This is a genomic window from Chelativorans sp. (genome assembly GCF_031180965.1).
Lineage (GTDB): Bacteria > Pseudomonadota > Alphaproteobacteria > Rhizobiales > Rhizobiaceae > Chelativorans.
Genome location: NZ_JAPSLH010000001.1, coordinates 198,422 through 212,216 on the forward strand (window position 1 = coordinate 198,422; position 13,795 = coordinate 212,216).

13 protein-coding genes are annotated in these 13,795 nt (G+C 64.3%); 9 read left to right on the top strand and 4 right to left on the bottom strand.

Annotation, left to right across the window (positions count from 1 at the left end; all coding sequences use genetic code 11):
- Window positions 1–167 precede the first annotated feature (167 nt).
- The 3 genes from acnA (at window position 168) to RIN79_RS01015 (ending at window position 4,525) form a co-directional block, all read left to right on the top strand.
- The gene (gene acnA / locus RIN79_RS01005) at window positions 168–2,873 is read left to right on the top strand and encodes an aconitate hydratase AcnA (protein WP_309082730.1); all 2,706 of its coding nucleotides are present in this window, start codon (window positions 168–170) and stop codon (window positions 2,871–2,873) included.
- 155 nt (window positions 2,874–3,028) lie between these two features.
- Window positions 3,029–3,787, top strand: a complete 759-nt coding sequence (locus RIN79_RS01010; RefSeq protein ID WP_309082731.1) for a DUF1223 domain-containing protein — start codon at window positions 3,029–3,031, stop codon at window positions 3,785–3,787.
- A gap of 354 nt (window positions 3,788–4,141) precedes the next feature.
- Window positions 4,142–4,525, top strand: coding sequence for a DUF2794 domain-containing protein (locus RIN79_RS01015; RefSeq protein WP_309082732.1), 384 nt, complete (start codon window positions 4,142–4,144; stop codon window positions 4,523–4,525).
- Window positions 4,526–4,537: 12 nt separating this feature from the next.
- Here RIN79_RS01015 and RIN79_RS01020 read toward each other — a convergent pair whose 3' ends face one another.
- The 4 genes from RIN79_RS01020 to RIN79_RS01035 form a co-directional block, all read right to left on the bottom strand.
- Window positions 4,538–5,107, bottom strand: coding sequence for an N-acetyltransferase family protein (locus RIN79_RS01020; protein WP_309082832.1), 570 nt, complete (start codon window positions 5,105–5,107; stop codon window positions 4,538–4,540).
- Between the two features lie 101 nt (window positions 5,108–5,208).
- A complete protein-coding gene (locus RIN79_RS01025; RefSeq protein WP_309082733.1) occupies window positions 5,209–5,952 on the bottom strand; it encodes a Bax inhibitor-1/YccA family protein in 744 nt (247 codons plus the stop codon).
- A 151-nt stretch (window positions 5,953–6,103) separates the two neighbouring features.
- Window positions 6,104–8,602, bottom strand: coding sequence for an ABC transporter permease (locus tag RIN79_RS01030; RefSeq protein WP_309082833.1), 2,499 nt, complete (start codon window positions 8,600–8,602; stop codon window positions 6,104–6,106).
- Window positions 8,603–8,712: 110 nt separating this feature from the next.
- Complete coding sequence (locus RIN79_RS01035) at window positions 8,713–9,411, bottom strand: ABC transporter ATP-binding protein (protein ID WP_309082734.1); 699 nt, start codon at window positions 9,409–9,411, stop codon at window positions 8,713–8,715.
- A gap of 58 nt (window positions 9,412–9,469) precedes the next feature.
- Here RIN79_RS01035 and RIN79_RS01040 point away from each other — a divergent pair, with 58 nt between their 5' ends.
- The 6 genes from RIN79_RS01040 (at window position 9,470) to RIN79_RS01065 (ending at window position 13,773) form a co-directional block, all read left to right on the top strand.
- Window positions 9,470–10,147 (top strand): arylesterase, encoded by a 678-nt coding sequence (locus RIN79_RS01040; RefSeq protein ID WP_309082735.1) that lies wholly within the window; start codon window positions 9,470–9,472, stop codon window positions 10,145–10,147.
- An 80-nt stretch (window positions 10,148–10,227) separates the two neighbouring features.
- On the top strand, window positions 10,228–10,824 hold the full coding sequence (thpR, locus tag RIN79_RS01045; protein ID WP_309082736.1) for an RNA 2',3'-cyclic phosphodiesterase: 597 nt from the start codon (window positions 10,228–10,230) through the stop codon (window positions 10,822–10,824).
- A 113-nt stretch (window positions 10,825–10,937) separates the two neighbouring features.
- Entirely contained in the window at window positions 10,938–11,234 is a 297-nt protein-coding gene (locus tag RIN79_RS01050; RefSeq protein WP_309082737.1) for a 4a-hydroxytetrahydrobiopterin dehydratase, read from the top strand.
- A gap of 66 nt (window positions 11,235–11,300) precedes the next feature.
- A complete protein-coding gene (locus tag RIN79_RS01055) occupies window positions 11,301–11,672 on the top strand; it encodes a YkvA family protein (protein WP_309082738.1) in 372 nt (123 codons plus the stop codon).
- Between the two features lie 241 nt (window positions 11,673–11,913).
- The gene (locus tag RIN79_RS01060; protein ID WP_309082739.1) at window positions 11,914–12,414 is read left to right on the top strand and encodes an invasion associated locus B family protein; all 501 of its coding nucleotides are present in this window, start codon (window positions 11,914–11,916) and stop codon (window positions 12,412–12,414) included.
- A 135-nt stretch (window positions 12,415–12,549) separates the two neighbouring features.
- Window positions 12,550–13,773, top strand: a complete 1,224-nt coding sequence (locus tag RIN79_RS01065; protein WP_309082740.1) for an argininosuccinate synthase — start codon at window positions 12,550–12,552, stop codon at window positions 13,771–13,773.
- Window positions 13,774–13,795 lie beyond the last annotated feature (22 nt).

Sequence of the window (13,795 nt, forward strand, 5' to 3'; positions counted from 1 at the left end):
CGGGGCAACCATGCCAGCGGTCGGCGTGGAGAGCCTTTGTGCCGAACCAGCGCACATGCCGCCTTTACCGGCTGGTACGCGGGGGACGGACGCGGAAATGACCGTACCCGCATCCTATGAGCCTGTCGCCTCAGGAAGTCCGTTCCCGTTCGGATGAACAGACCAGGATGGGATCGCACGTGTCTACTTCACTCGACAGCTACAAATGCCGCCGCACCCTCAAGGTGGGGAACACGGAATACACTTACTTCGACCTCAAGGAAGCGGAGAAGAACGGTCTTGCCGGCATTTCCCGGCTCCCCTTCTCGATGAAGGTCCTTCTTGAAAATCTCCTGCGCAAGGAGGATGGCCGCTCGGTCACCAAGCAGAGCATCGAGGCGGTGGCCGCATGGCTCTCCGACCGCGGCTCTGCCGGCGTGGAGATCGCCTATTCGCCCGCCCGTGTCCTGATGCAGGACTTCACCGGCGTCCCGGCGGTGGTGGACCTTGCCGCGATGCGCGACGCCATGGCCTCGCTCGGCGGCGACCCGCAGAAGATCAATCCGCTGGTTCCGGTGGACCTCGTCATCGACCATTCGGTCATCGTCGATGAATTCGGAACACCCCTCGCCTTCGCCCGCAACGTGGAGCTGGAATATCAGCGCAATGCCGAGCGCTACCGCTTCCTGAAATGGGGGCAGCAGGCGTTCCAGAATTTCCGCGTCGTACCGCCCGGTACGGGCATCTGCCACCAGGTGAACCTCGAATTCCTGGCTCGCGTCGTCTGGAGCCGCGAGGAGGACGGCGAGTTGCTCGCCTATCCCGACACCTGCGTCGGCACCGATTCGCACACGACCATGGTCAATGGCCTTGGCGTGCTCGGCTGGGGCGTGGGCGGCATCGAGGCTGAGGCCGCCATGCTCGGTCAGCCCGTCTCCATGCTCCTGCCTGAAGTCGTGGGCTTCAAGCTCACGGGCAGGCTGCGTGAAGGCGTTACCGCCACCGACCTCGTGCTCACCGTCACGCAGATGCTGCGCAAGAAGGGCGTCGTCGGCAAGTTCGTTGAGTTCTTCGGCCCGGGCCTTGCCAGCATGACGGTTGCCGACCGCGCCACCATCGGCAACATGGCGCCCGAATACGGCGCCACCTGCGGCTTCTTCCCCGTCGACGGGGAGACGATCAAGTATCTCACCATGTCGAACCGTTCCGCCGAGCAGCTCGCGCTCGTCGAGGCCTACTCCAAGGCGCAGGGGCTCTGGCGCGAGGAAGACATGCAGGATCCGGTCTTCACGGAAATCCTCGAGCTCGACCTCGGTGCCGTTGTCCCCTCCATGGCCGGCCCGAAGCGGCCGGAAGGACGTGTGGCGCTGGAAGACATCGCGTCCAATTTCGAGAAGGCGCTGGAGACCGAGTACAAGAAGACCGTCGACACCGCGAGGCGCTACGCGGTCGAGGGAGAGGATTTCGACCTTGGCCATGGTGATGTGGTGATCGCCGCCATCACCTCCTGCACCAACACGTCCAATCCGAGCGTGCTTCTGGCGGCCGGCCTGCTCGCACGCAATGCGAATCGCCGCGGCCTGAAGACCAAGCCATGGGTGAAGACCTCGCTGGCTCCCGGCAGCAAGGTTGTGGCCGAATACTACGAGCGGTCGGGCCTGCAGAAGGAGCTCGACCAGCTCGGCTTCAATCTGGTCGGCTTCGGCTGCACCACCTGCATCGGCAATTCCGGCCCGCTGCCGGAGCCGATCTCGAAGACCATCAATGACAAGGGCCTGATCGCGGCCGCCGTGCTCTCTGGTAACCGCAACTTCGAAGGCCGCGTTTCGCCCGACGTGCAGGCGAACTACCTGGCCTCCCCACCGCTGGTGGTGGCCTATGCGCTGGCCGGCACGGTGCGGAAGGACCTCACAAAGGAGCCGCTCGGCGAGGATCAGGACGGCAATCCGGTGTATCTCCGCGACATCTGGCCGACCTCGGCCGAGGTCCAGGAATTCATCGCCAAGCATGTCACGCGCGAACTGTTCGCGACGAAATATGCGGACGTCTTTGCCGGAGACGAGTACTGGCAGGGACTGGAGGCTCCGTCGGGCCAGACCTATGCCTGGGACCCCAACTCGACCTATGTGCAGAACCCGCCCTATTTCGAGGGTATGCAGCCAAAGCCGCGGCCCGGCGGCGACATCAAGGGCGCGCGCGTGCTCGGCCTATTCGGCGACAAGATCACGACCGATCACATCTCGCCCGCGGGATCCATCAAGGCGCAGTCTCCAGCCGGCCAGTACCTCATGGACCATGGCGTCGGCGTCGCCGACTTCAACCAGTATGGCACGCGGCGCGGCAATCATGAGGTGATGATGCGCGGCACCTTCGCCAATATCCGCATCCGCAACTTCATGCTGGGCGAGAACGGGCGCGAGGGCGGCTACACGATCCACTATCCCTCGAAGGAGGAGATGTCGATCTACGATGCGGCCATGCGCTACAAGCAGGAAGGCGTGCCGCTCGTCATCTTTGCCGGCGTGGAATACGGCAACGGATCCTCGCGCGACTGGGCGGCCAAGGGCACGAACCTGCTCGGCGTGCGTGCCGTGATCGCACAAAGCTTCGAGCGCATCCACCGCTCGAATCTGGTGGGAATGGGTGTCATCCCCTTTGTCTTCGCCGAGGAGACGGCGAGCTGGCGTGAACTGGGCCTCAAGGGGGACGAGATCGTCACCATCGAGGGTCTGGACAATATCCGGCCGCGGGCGAGGATGACCGCGAAAATCACCTACGCCGATGGGCAGGTGAAGGAAGTGCCGCTGCTCTGCCGCATCGATACGCTGGACGAGCTCGAATATTTCCGCAATGGCGGCATCCTGCAATACGTGCTGCGCGATCTGGCCGCCTGATCCGGCCTGCCGATCAACCTTTGAAGCCGCTGGCGCAAGCCGGCGGTTTTCTTTTTGACTTCACCGCAACGTGAGTTTGCCGGCTGGCCGATTCGCCGCTACGAATTGCCTGACCATCACGCCCTGAATGGCCCGGCTACAGACGGAAGAGCGGAATGCAGAGTCTCATTGCGCGCAGAACGCTGCTGAAAATGAGCCTCGCCGCGATGGCTCTGCCGGTTTCCCTCCGGCGGGCCCCGGCCGCGGGCGGAGCGGTCGCCGTCGTGGAGCTCTTCACCAGCCAGGGCTGCAGCCGCTGCCCGCCTGCGGACGCGCTGCTGGCGGAACTGGCCGAACGGGAAGACATCGTCGCTCTCGCCTACCACGTCGACTATTGGAACTATGTCGGGTGGAAGGACGAGCTCGCCACGCCGGAGAACACTGAACGGCAGAAAGCCTATGCGAAGGCCTTCGAGGCGGCCGTTTACACGCCCCAGATGGTGGTGAACGGACGCTACAATGTGGTCGGCTCGGACCGAGCGGCACTCTTCGCCGCTCTTCAGCAAGCCCGCCACGCAAGGGCACTGCCGGTCCCTGTCGGCCTCTCCTACACCGATCAAAGCATCGTTGTCGATATTGGCAAAGGCGGGACGGAGGCAGCCGACGCGCATGTTCTCGTCGTCTATTATCATCCGGGACAATTGGCGAAGATCGGCGGCGGCGAGAACAAGGGGAAGGAAATCGATTATCGCAACATCGTGACCGGTTATCAGACGGTGGGCATGTGGCACGGTGCGCCTCTGCGTCTGGAGCTGCCGAAATCCGATATCGAGGGTAAAGGGGGCCGCTGCGCGGCGTTGGTGCAGGCAATGGACGGCAGGGGCAGGCCCGGCCGCATCCTCGGGGCGGCACGCATGGCGGACCACGTTTACTGATTCCGCCTCCATGAAAAACGCCGGTGCGGCAATTGCCTGCACCGGCGTAATCTACGCGTCGCCTGTCCTTCGGGCAAAAGGCCCGGAGTTGGTTCGATCCGTAGCGGTCCCGTGGGCGGGGGGCTTGGGGTACGGAGCCGCTCCGGATCGAACCGTCTCAGGCAACGAACGGATGGTCGGCTTCAATTCGGGCGCAAGCTGGGAAAGAACGCGGCGACTTTGAGGCAGGCGATCACCAAATCCGACGCGAGGTATCTTTTGCGTGAGGCACAGCCTCCTCCGTTCGGGGTTGCTTTTCCCGTCCGCCCGCGCCACCTTCCTGTCACGACACCGCAACAAAAGGGTCCATACGGCATGGCTGATCTCGGAAATGCGGAGGGTAGGGAAGATTCCGGAAACCTCGTCCTGCTCGGCGAAGCCCGCCGAGCGCGGCTCAACCTCCCGGTGACCTTCAACCGGCGGGAATTGGATCAAATCCTGCGCATCTACGGGCAAATGGTGGCCGCTGCCGAATGGCGCGACTACGCCATCGATCATCTCCAGGAGCGGGCGGTCTTTTCGGTGTTCCGCCGCGCCAGCGAGGTGCCCTTGTTCCAGATCGTGAAGACGCCGAAGCTGGCGCGCAAGCAGGGCGCCTACAGCGTCGTGGCCGGGACGGGAGCGATCCTGAAGCGCGGCAACGAGCTCGGGCGCGTGCTGACCGTCTTCGACAAGAAGCTGCGTCTCGTCGGAACCTGAGAAGAGGGAGCGTCAAAGCCCCTGCCTGAAAAGCCTTTCGGGCAGCGAATCAGGATCCGGCGGGGTGGCTGCGCCGCCGTTCAGCGCAAGCTGCATGAAGATCGTGTCCAGCCAACGCCCATGCTTGTAGCCGCTGCCTTCTAGAACGCCGGCATGGCGAAACCCCAGCGCCTCGTGCAGCTTCACGGAGGCGCTGTTCGGCGAGCCGTCGCCGATCACCGCTGCGATCTGCCGAAAACCCAGGCGTTCGCATTCGGCGATCAGCGACCGCAAGAGCTTGCCCCCGACGCCCCGCCCTTGCGCGTCCGGCGCGACATAGATCGAATCCTCGACCATGAAGCGGTAGGCTCGGCGCGGCCGGAACGGCCCGGCATAGGCATAGCCGACAAGCCGGCCGCCATCGTCGGCGGCCAGATAAGGATAGCCCCTGGATAGCAGCGCTTCCATGCGGGACGTCATTTCGTCCAGCGATGGCGGCTCCAGCTCATAGCTGGCGGTTCCCGTGCGGACCGCGTGTGCGTAAATCTCGGTGATGGCCGGAAGGTCGGCAGGGGTGGCGGGGCGGATGGTGAGGATGTTCATTCTGGCGCGATTCAAGCTGGCATCCCCTTTCATTGCAGGCCTGCACGCAAAAGAAAAGGGCGGCCGCAAGGCCGCCCTTCCCGCTTTCGTTTCTCTTCGCGCTACTCGCGGTTGCTGCCCAGGAACTGCAGCAGGAACATGAACAGGTTGATGAAGTCGAGGTAGAGCCTCAGCGCGCCCATGATGGCCTTGCGGCCGGCGACGAGCTGGCTGTCGCCCTCGTAATACATCTCCTTGATCTGCTGCGTGTCATAGGCGGTCAGGCCCGCGAAGACCAGCACGCCGATCACCGAGATGGCGAACTGCAACGCGGAGGAGCCGAGGAAGATGTTCACGATCGAGGCTAGGACCAGACCGATGAGGCCCATGAACAGGAAGGAGCCCATGCCGGAAAGATCGCGCTTCGTCGTGTAGCCCCAAAGCGACAGAGCGCCGAAGGAAGCCGCGGTGATGAAGAAGGTGCGGACGATGCTTTCCCCCGTATAGACGAGGAATATCGTGGACAGCGAAAGCCCCACCAGGGCCGCATAGACCCAGAAAGTCGTCTGCGCCGCTCCTACGCTCAGCGTATGGATGCGGAAGCTCATGAAGAACACCAGCGCCAGGGGGGCGAAGATCACCACCCATTTGAAGGCGCTCTGGTAGATGAGCTGGCCGAAAGCCGTCAGCTGGCCGTCCGCCACCGCGAAGTTGAAAGCACCCCATGCGGCGAGGCCGGTGATGGCCAAGCCGAGAGCCATGAGGTTGTAGACCCGGATCATATAGGCGCGCAGGCCCTCGTCGATGCCCGCGTCCACGCGGGCGCCGGTCGCCACGCGGGGCTGGTAGTTGCGAAGGTCAGCCATTGGTTCCTCTTTTCTCGCACTCTCCCGTCGGGTGTCGGCCACGCGGCCGCTCGCCGCTGGCGGGAGTCCAGCATGCGTGGCATGAATATGATGTTTGTTTAGGCCAAGAGCAAGACCCGCTCTGGCGCAAAAGGACATGTCGGCCAACACTCTAAAGATTCCGCAAAACCGGCGCGGCCTTGTGGCCGAGCACGCGCCAGGTGCCGACGAGACCGAATCCAACGGTTAGCACCAGCGCGATTCCGACGGTCAGCGCCGCCACCTCGGGCAGAAACGTCCAGGGCAGCGTCATGATCTGCGTTACGACGTACCAGCCCGCGATCCCGCCAGCGGCGAGCGCGAAGACCGCCGTGGCGAGCCCGATGAGCAGGTACTCCAGAACGAAAGCCTTGATCAGCGTCCGCCGCGTCGCGCCGAGTGTCTTCAGCACCACCGCGTCGTGAATGCGCGCCCGGTTGCCTGCGGCGAGCGCGCCCGAAAGCACCAGCACGGAAGCAATGAGCGCCACAGCCGCCGCGGCGCGGATCGCGACCGCAAGCTGCCCGATGAGCTGATTCACCACCTCCAGCGCGTCCCGAACCCGGACCGTCGTGATGGTCGGAAATGCGCGCGTGACGGCGTTAAGCAGGCGCGCGTCGTCTTCCACATCCGCGCCGGGATCGGTGAGCGTGGCAAGCCAGGCATGCGGAGCGCCGGCGAAGGAATTGGGTGAAAAGACCATGACGAAGTTCATGGACAGCGTTTCCCATTCGACCTGCCGGAAACTGGCGATCCGGGCAGTAACGTTGCGGCCAAGCACATTGACGGTAATCGTATCGCCGAGTTTCAGCCCGAGCTGCCTGCCTTCTTCCGCCGTGAAGGAGACCAGCGGCTCGCCATCATAGTTTTCCGGCCACCACTCGCCTTCCGTGAGCGTGGCATTTTCCGGCTTGCTGTCCGAGTAGGTTATGCCGCGGTCCCCGCGCAGCACCCATGCGCCTTCCGGCGGCGCCTCGATGTCGCGCGTATCGATGCCGTTCAGCGCCGTGATCCGCCCGCGCAGCATCGGGACCGTCGCAAGTTCGCCGCCGGGCGCCTGCTGTTCCACGAGCCTGGTAAAATCCTCCACCTCGTTCGGCTGGATGTCGAGGAAGAAGAAGTTCGGCGCGACCTCCGGCAGGTTCCCGGAGATCTGCCGCCGCAGGTTCCCGTCGATCAGCGCAAGCGTGGCGAGCAGCGTCAGCCCGAGGCCGAGCGACAGGACCACGGAAGGGGTGAGCGCGCCCGGGCGGTGGATATTGCCGATGGCAAGCCGGAGCGCCGTCGAACGTACGCGCGGGGCGCGGCGGGCCAGCGCCTGCACAGCCCAGCCGACGCCACGCAGCACCAGGAAGGCCGCCGCCGCCGAGCCGACGAAGATCGACGCGATGTCCCGTTCCTCGGAATAGAGGATGGCCAGCAATGCAAGCGCGCCGGCGATCGCCGCCGCCATCGCGATATAGGCCGGGCGCGGCCAGCCCTTCGCGTCGATGCCCATCTCGCGGAAGAGGGCTGTGGCCGGCACGTCGCGCGCCCGACCGAGAGGCAGAAGCGCGAAGACCAGCGTGGTGAGGATTCCGAACAGGGCAGCAAGGCCGAGTGCCGCGGGATAGATGCCCGCCTCCGCCGGCACCGGAAGCACTGAGGCAAGCGTGGCCGTAGCCGCAAAGGGCATGAGCGCGGCAAGCGCAAGGCCCGCAATGATGCCGATCACGGCGATGATCAGGATCTGGATCAGGTAGACCGAAACAACGAGCCGGCCGGAGGCGCCGAGGCTCTTGAAGGTGGCGATCACGGCGCGCTTGCCGTCGAGATAGGCGCGCACCGCGTTTGCCACGCCGACGCCGCCGACCATCAGCGCGGTCAGTCCCACGAGCGTGAGGAATTGGGAGAAGCGCTCGACATTGGAGGAGAGCGATGGCGCGGCATTCAGCCGCGTGCGAATGCTCCAGCCGGCCTGCGGGAAGCGCTCGCCGGCCTCCTCCTGCAGCGCGGTGAGCTCATCGTCGCTCGTCCCGCCGTCGAGCCTCAGCTTGTACACGTACTCGAAGAGGCTGCCCGGCTGGATCAGGCCGGAAGCCTCGATGCCTTCAAGCGACAGAAGCAGCTTCGGCGCGAATGCAAAGCCGTCCGAGACGGCGTCCGGCTCGGTGACAAGCTCCGCCCGTATTTCAAAGGTCCCTTCCCCCAACATCAGCCGGTCGCCCAGTGACAGGCCGAGCCGCTGCATCAGGATGGAGGGTACTGCCGCGCCATAGACCCCGTTCCGCGCGCCGAAAAGCTCTTCGTGGCCCAGCGCGGGCGCCGTCACAAGCGCGCCATAGAGCGGGTAGTTGGGATCGATGCCCTTTGCCTCGACAAGCGCCTGGTCGGAGCCATCCGGCAGGCGCGCCATGGAACGCATATTCGCGCTGACGGCCACTTGACCGAGGCTCGCCAGCCAGGACTGCTCTTCCTCATCCGCCGGCCGCTGGTTGAGCTCGAAGCGCATGTCGCCGCCAAGAAGCTCCTGCCCCTGGGCTTCCACCGCCGTGCTGATGGCGCGCGCAACGGAATTCACGCCGCCGATCGCCGCCATGCCGAGCGCGATGCAGGCGAGAAAAACGAAGAAGCCGGAAAGCCCGCCGCGCATTTCCCGCAACGCAAAACGCAGCGCCAGAGACAGGCCCGCGCGCCGGGTTTCTACCTTCCGCGCGGCGGGCGAAAGGCCGTTTGCAATGGCGGTATCGGGTGAAGACATCTTCAGACGGCCGCGAGCGCTTCAGGCGCCGCCGTTTCGATCCGGCCGGAGCGCATGGCCACCTGCCGGTCGCAGCGGGCGGCAAGCATGGGATCGTGGGTAACGAGCACCAATGTGGTCCCGCGCTCGCGTGCGGTGGAGAAAAGCAGGTCCGCGATCTGCCGCCCCGTCGCCTGGTCGAGATTTCCGGTCGGCTCGTCCGCGATCATGATGGCCGGTTCCGGCGCCAGCGCTCGGGCGATCGCCACACGCTGCTGCTCGCCTCCCGACAATTCGCCGGGATAGTGGGTCAGCCGCTCCTTGAGACCGACCGCGTCCAATTCCCGTTCCGCCACTGCGAAGGCATCGTCGCGCCCGGCCAGTTCCAGCGGCACGGCGACGTTTTCGAGCGCGGTCATGTTCGGGATCAGGTGAAACGACTGGAAGACGATGCCGATCATCTTACCCCGGAAGGCCGCGATCGCGTCTTCGCCGAGTTGATCGATGCGCTCGCCAGCGATCCGCACGCTGCCGCTGTCCACCCTCTCCAGCCCGGCGATAACCATCAGGAGCGTCGATTTTCCGGAGCCGGACGGGCCGACGATGGCCGTCGATTCGCCACGTTCCACCGAGAGGCTGACCCCCTTCAGGACATGGACGGAAGAGGCACCCTCTCCCAAGCGCAAGGAAACCTCCTTCAGGTCGATCACGGGTGTGGTCACGGGCGAGGCGTCCTATATGTGAGAGAAGGGTGGGTGCGGCAGATATGGGTTGAGTTTCATGGCATTCAAATCTTTGCGCAAACTTTTCGGCACCGTCGTGTCCGCCGCGAAAATATTCTCCGCGCTGGCCGCGTTCCTCCTTCTCGCGCCGGCAGGCACGGCTTCGGCGGAGCCCTTCAGCATCGTCGGTTTCGGCGACAGCCTGATGGCAGGCTACGAGCTCGGCCCCGGCGAAGGATTTACGGAAAAGCTTCAGGCGGCGCTGCGCGCGCGCGGCCATGACGTGACCGTTGCCAATGCGGGCGTATCGGGGGACACGACGAGTGGCGGTTTGTCGCGGCTCGACTGGTCCGTACCGGACGGTACGGACCTGGTCATCCTTGAGCTTGGCGCCAATGACATGCTGCGCGGGGTGGCACCGGCTTCGACGGAAAGGAACCTGGAGGAGATCATCACGCGGCTGCAGGGCCGCGGGATGGAGATCCTGCTGGTCGGCATGTATGCGATGCCCAATCTAGGACCGGAGTACCAGCAGGCGTTCAACTCGATTTATCCGCGGCTCGCCGAAAAATATGACCTTCCGCTGGTCCCGTTCTTCCTCGAGGGGGTGGCTGGAAACGCCGCACTGCAGCTCGCAGACGGCATGCATCCCAACGCCGAAGGGATCGATCTCATGGTGAAGAACGTTCTCCCGACAGTCGAGCCCCTGATCCAGGGGGAAAAGGCAGACATGTAAAGGGAGAGCGGGAGAAACCGCTTGCCCCATCGTCAAATCAATGATTCGCTTCGCCTAAAGAGCGAATCGAGGAGGTTGCCATGCCGCGACTATTCACCGCCCTCGAGATACCGCGCGATGCGGCGCTTTCGCTCTCGCTTCTACGCGGCGGCTTGCCGGGAGCACGCTGGGTTGATGTGGAAAATTACCACCTGACCCTGCGCTTCATCGGAGATGTGGAAGGGCATGTGGCCGACGAGATCGCCAACGCGCTTGACCGGGTGCGCCGGCCTTCCTTCGCCCTTGCGCTTTCCGGCGTCGGCGCCTTCGGCCAGAAAAAGCCGCATGCCGTATGGGCGGGCGCTGCAGCTTCGCCCGATCTTTACGCTCTCCAGGCCGAAATCGAGCGCATTTGCCAGCGGCTCGGTCTCCCGGCCGATCCGCGGAAATTCACCCCCCATGTCACGCTGGCGCGGCTCAAGAACGCGGCGCCGCACGAGGTGGCCGGCTATCTTTCGGCGCGCGGAAATTTCTCCACGGCGCCGTTCCGGGTCGGGCGGTTCGTGCTGATGTCGGCGCGCGAATCGGTAGGCGGCGGCCCCTATATCGTTGAGGAGGCTTGGCCGCTGATGCGATCGGAAGCGCGCGCGGCGAACCCACCAGCAAGCGCTCCGGAAGCCTCGCGGATTGTGCAGTAGGGAGGAGACTCCTTCGCGCCTGCAAGGGCGGTGCGCACGAAGAGACGGTTGCTATCCCTCCAGGTGGCAGACACGCTTTGCTTTCCATCGAACTATCGTGACGGAGGCTTGCTATGGCTAGGCAGAAGCTCGACAGGGGCGAGGCCGAAAAGGCGCTGGCGGACCTTGAAGGCTGGGAACTTGCCCGCGACGGCGCTGCGATCCATCGCCGCTTCACATTCGCGAATTTCAACGAAGCCTTCGCATTCATGACGCGGGTGGCGCTGGCGGCCGAGAAGCTCGACCATCATCCGGAATGGTCGAATGTCTACAAGACCGTGGATGTGACGCTTTCCACCCATGATGCGGGCGGGCTCACCGAGCTGGACTTCAAGCTGGCCACGAGGATGAACACCTATGCGGCGCGATGATGGCGGCGCATCGGCATTGCATTTGCGCGCCGTCTTTCCCACATGGTCCGGTCGAGGAGTGGCACGATGGACGACGTGAAGATCGGAGAGATCCTGACTCCGGCAGGGCCGAAGGAAAACAGCCGGCGCGAGCAGACCGTACGCCTGAAGTTCTGGCGCACGGTGAAGAAGGCGGCCCGACGGGTACCCTTCATGGAAGATGTCGTGGCCGGCTATTACTGCGCCCTCGACAGCAACACGCCCACGCGGGTGCGTGGCATCCTCATCGGCGCGCTGTTCTATTTCGTCCTGCCGCTGGACACGATACCGGACTTCCTCGCCGCCTTCGGCTTCACCGATGACGTCGCCGTGCTCGCAGCGGCCTTGAGCGCGGTGCGTGCGCATATCACCCCGGCCCACAAGCTTGCAGCCAAGCGGGCGCTTCAGGATCTGGAATAAACGGGCTCGCCCGCGTTCCGCAGCTCGGCAACCTGCGGGAAGGGGACAAATTCTCGCCTTTTTCATCCGATTCAACCGTGGTGGGTACCCGCTGAGCGATCACCCTGGGAGCTCGAGGGTCTGGGGGAATCTTCACGAAGATCATCCTTTGGTAACCCAAATTAAATAAAAACGAAGCAATCAGGTCGAAGCGCCTGAAGGTTTCAGGGGCACTTTGGCAGGCAACGAGACGGTTACGACAATGCGTGGATTTCTCTCATCGCTCTTAGTGCTTTGCGCCATTCTGGCTGCCGGCCCGGCATTCGCCCAGGCGACCGCTGTCGGCCAGCATCGCGACTGGGGCACCTACAGCTACCAATCCGAGAGCGGCAAGGTCTGCTACGTGATGAGCGTGCCGAAGCAGAAACAGCCGCCCACGCTCGACCATGGCGATATATTTTTCTTCATCAGCCAGAAGCCCGGCCAGAATGTCGCATACGAACCGCAATTTATCGCCGGCTACGACCTTCGTGAAGGCTCCAAAGTGACGGTCACCGTCGGCAATCGCTCGTTCTCCATGTTCATTCAGGGCCGCTCCGCCTGGATGGAGAAGGCCGCCGAGGAGCCGCAGCTGATCGCCGCCATGCGCGCGGGCGCCGATATGCGCATCTCCGCCACCTCGCGACGTGGCAACAAGACCGACTACACATTCTCCCTGCTCGGCCTCTCCGCCGCGCTGCAGTCCATCCAGAACTGCAAGTAGGCGCTCCGCCCCCCCGACGGCTCCAAAGCGCGGCCGGCTTGCCGCCGGGCCTTTTCCTGCTAATAGTTCCGCCCGCGCGAGGGCTTGGCCCCGTATGCGCGTCCTGAGGCTGCGCGGAACCGGTCGGAACACACGATGGCGAAACACAAAGACGTAAGGAAGGTCGTCCTTGCCTATTCTGGCGGCCTCGACACTTCCATCATCCTGAAATGGCTGCAGGCGGAGCTCGGCGCCGAGGTGGTGACCTTTACCGCCGACCTCGGCCAGGGCGATGAGCTCGAGCCGGCGCGCCGCAAGGCCGAGATGCTCGGTATCAAGGAAATCTATATCGAGGACGTGCGCGAGGAGTTCGTCCGCGACTTCGTCTTCCCGATGTTCCGCGCCAACGCGCTCTACGAAGGCACCTATCTGCTGGGCACCTCCATCGCCCGGCCGCTGATCGCCAAGCGCCTCGTGGAGATCGCCGCCGAGACCGGCGCCGACGCCATCGCCCACGGCGCCACCGGCAAGGGCAATGATCAGGTGCGCTTCGAGCTGACGGCCTATTCGCTCAATCCGGACATCAAGGTGATCGCGCCCTGGCGCGACTGGACCTTCAAGTCGCGCACCGACCTTCTGAATTTCGCACGCGACAACCAGATCCCCGTGCCCAAGGACAAGCAGGGCGAGGCGCCCTTCTCGGTGGACGCCAACCTCCTGCACTCCTCTTCGGAGGGGAAGGTGCTGGAGGATCCCTGGAGCGAGCCGCCGGAATATGTGCACCAGCGCTCGGTTTCGCCCATGGACGCGCCGGACCGGGTGACGGAGGTCACCATCGGCTTCAGGCGCGGCGACGCCGTCTCGCTGGACGGAAAGGCGATGTCGCCCGCCACCCTGCTTGCAGCGCTCAACGATCTCGGACGCGACAACGGTATTGGCCGTATCGATCTCGTCGAGAACCGCTTTGTCGGCATGAAGTCGCGCGGTGTCTACGAGACGCCGGGCGGCACGATCCTGCTTTCCGCCCACCGCGCGATCGAATCCATCACGCTCGACCGCGGGGCCGCGCATTTGAAGGACGAGCTCATGCCGCGCTACGCCGAGCTCATTTATAACGGGTTCTGGTTCTCGCCCGAACGGGAGATGCTGCAGGCCCTCATCGACAAGAGCCAGGAGGACGTCGAGGGCGAGGTCCGGCTCAAGCTCTACAAGGGCAATGTCATTGTGACGGGCCGGCGCTCGGACAAGTCGCTCTACTCGGACGCGCTGGTGACATTCGAGGACGACCGCGGCGCCTACGACCAGAAGGACGCTGAGGGCTTCATCCGTCTGAACGCCCTGAGGCTGCGCACGCTGGCGGCGCGCAGGCGGAGAGGCTGATCCTCCCCGCCTGACCGTAACG

Bases quoted from the DNA above. Each gene is read 5' to 3' on its own strand.
- RIN79_RS01060 (WP_309082739.1), top strand. From the start codon at position 11,914: ATGCGTGGATTTCTCTCATCGCTCTTAGTGCTTTGCGCCATTCTGGCT.
- acnA (WP_309082730.1), top strand. From the start codon at position 168: ATGGGATCGCACGTGTCTACTTCACTCGACAGCTACAAATGCCGCCGC.
- RIN79_RS01015 (WP_309082732.1), top strand. From the start codon at position 4,142: ATGGCTGATCTCGGAAATGCGGAGGGTAGGGAAGATTCCGGAAACCTC.
- RIN79_RS01020 (WP_309082832.1), bottom strand. From the start codon at position 5,107: ATGAACATCCTCACCATCCGCCCCGCCACCCCTGCCGACCTTCCGGCC.
- RIN79_RS01055 (WP_309082738.1), top strand. From the start codon at position 11,301: ATGGACGACGTGAAGATCGGAGAGATCCTGACTCCGGCAGGGCCGAAG.
- RIN79_RS01025 (WP_309082733.1), bottom strand. From the start codon at position 5,952: ATGGCTGACCTTCGCAACTACCAGCCCCGCGTGGCGACCGGCGCCCGC.
- thpR (WP_309082736.1), top strand. From the start codon at position 10,228: ATGCCGCGACTATTCACCGCCCTCGAGATACCGCGCGATGCGGCGCTT.
- RIN79_RS01040 (WP_309082735.1), top strand. From the start codon at position 9,470: ATGGCATTCAAATCTTTGCGCAAACTTTTCGGCACCGTCGTGTCCGCC.
- RIN79_RS01050 (WP_309082737.1), top strand. From the start codon at position 10,938: ATGGCTAGGCAGAAGCTCGACAGGGGCGAGGCCGAAAAGGCGCTGGCG.
- RIN79_RS01030 (WP_309082833.1), bottom strand. From the start codon at position 8,602: ATGCGCGGCGGGCTTTCCGGCTTCTTCGTTTTTCTCGCCTGCATCGCG.
- RIN79_RS01010 (WP_309082731.1), top strand. From the start codon at position 3,029: ATGCAGAGTCTCATTGCGCGCAGAACGCTGCTGAAAATGAGCCTCGCC.
- RIN79_RS01065 (WP_309082740.1), top strand. From the start codon at position 12,550: ATGGCGAAACACAAAGACGTAAGGAAGGTCGTCCTTGCCTATTCTGGC.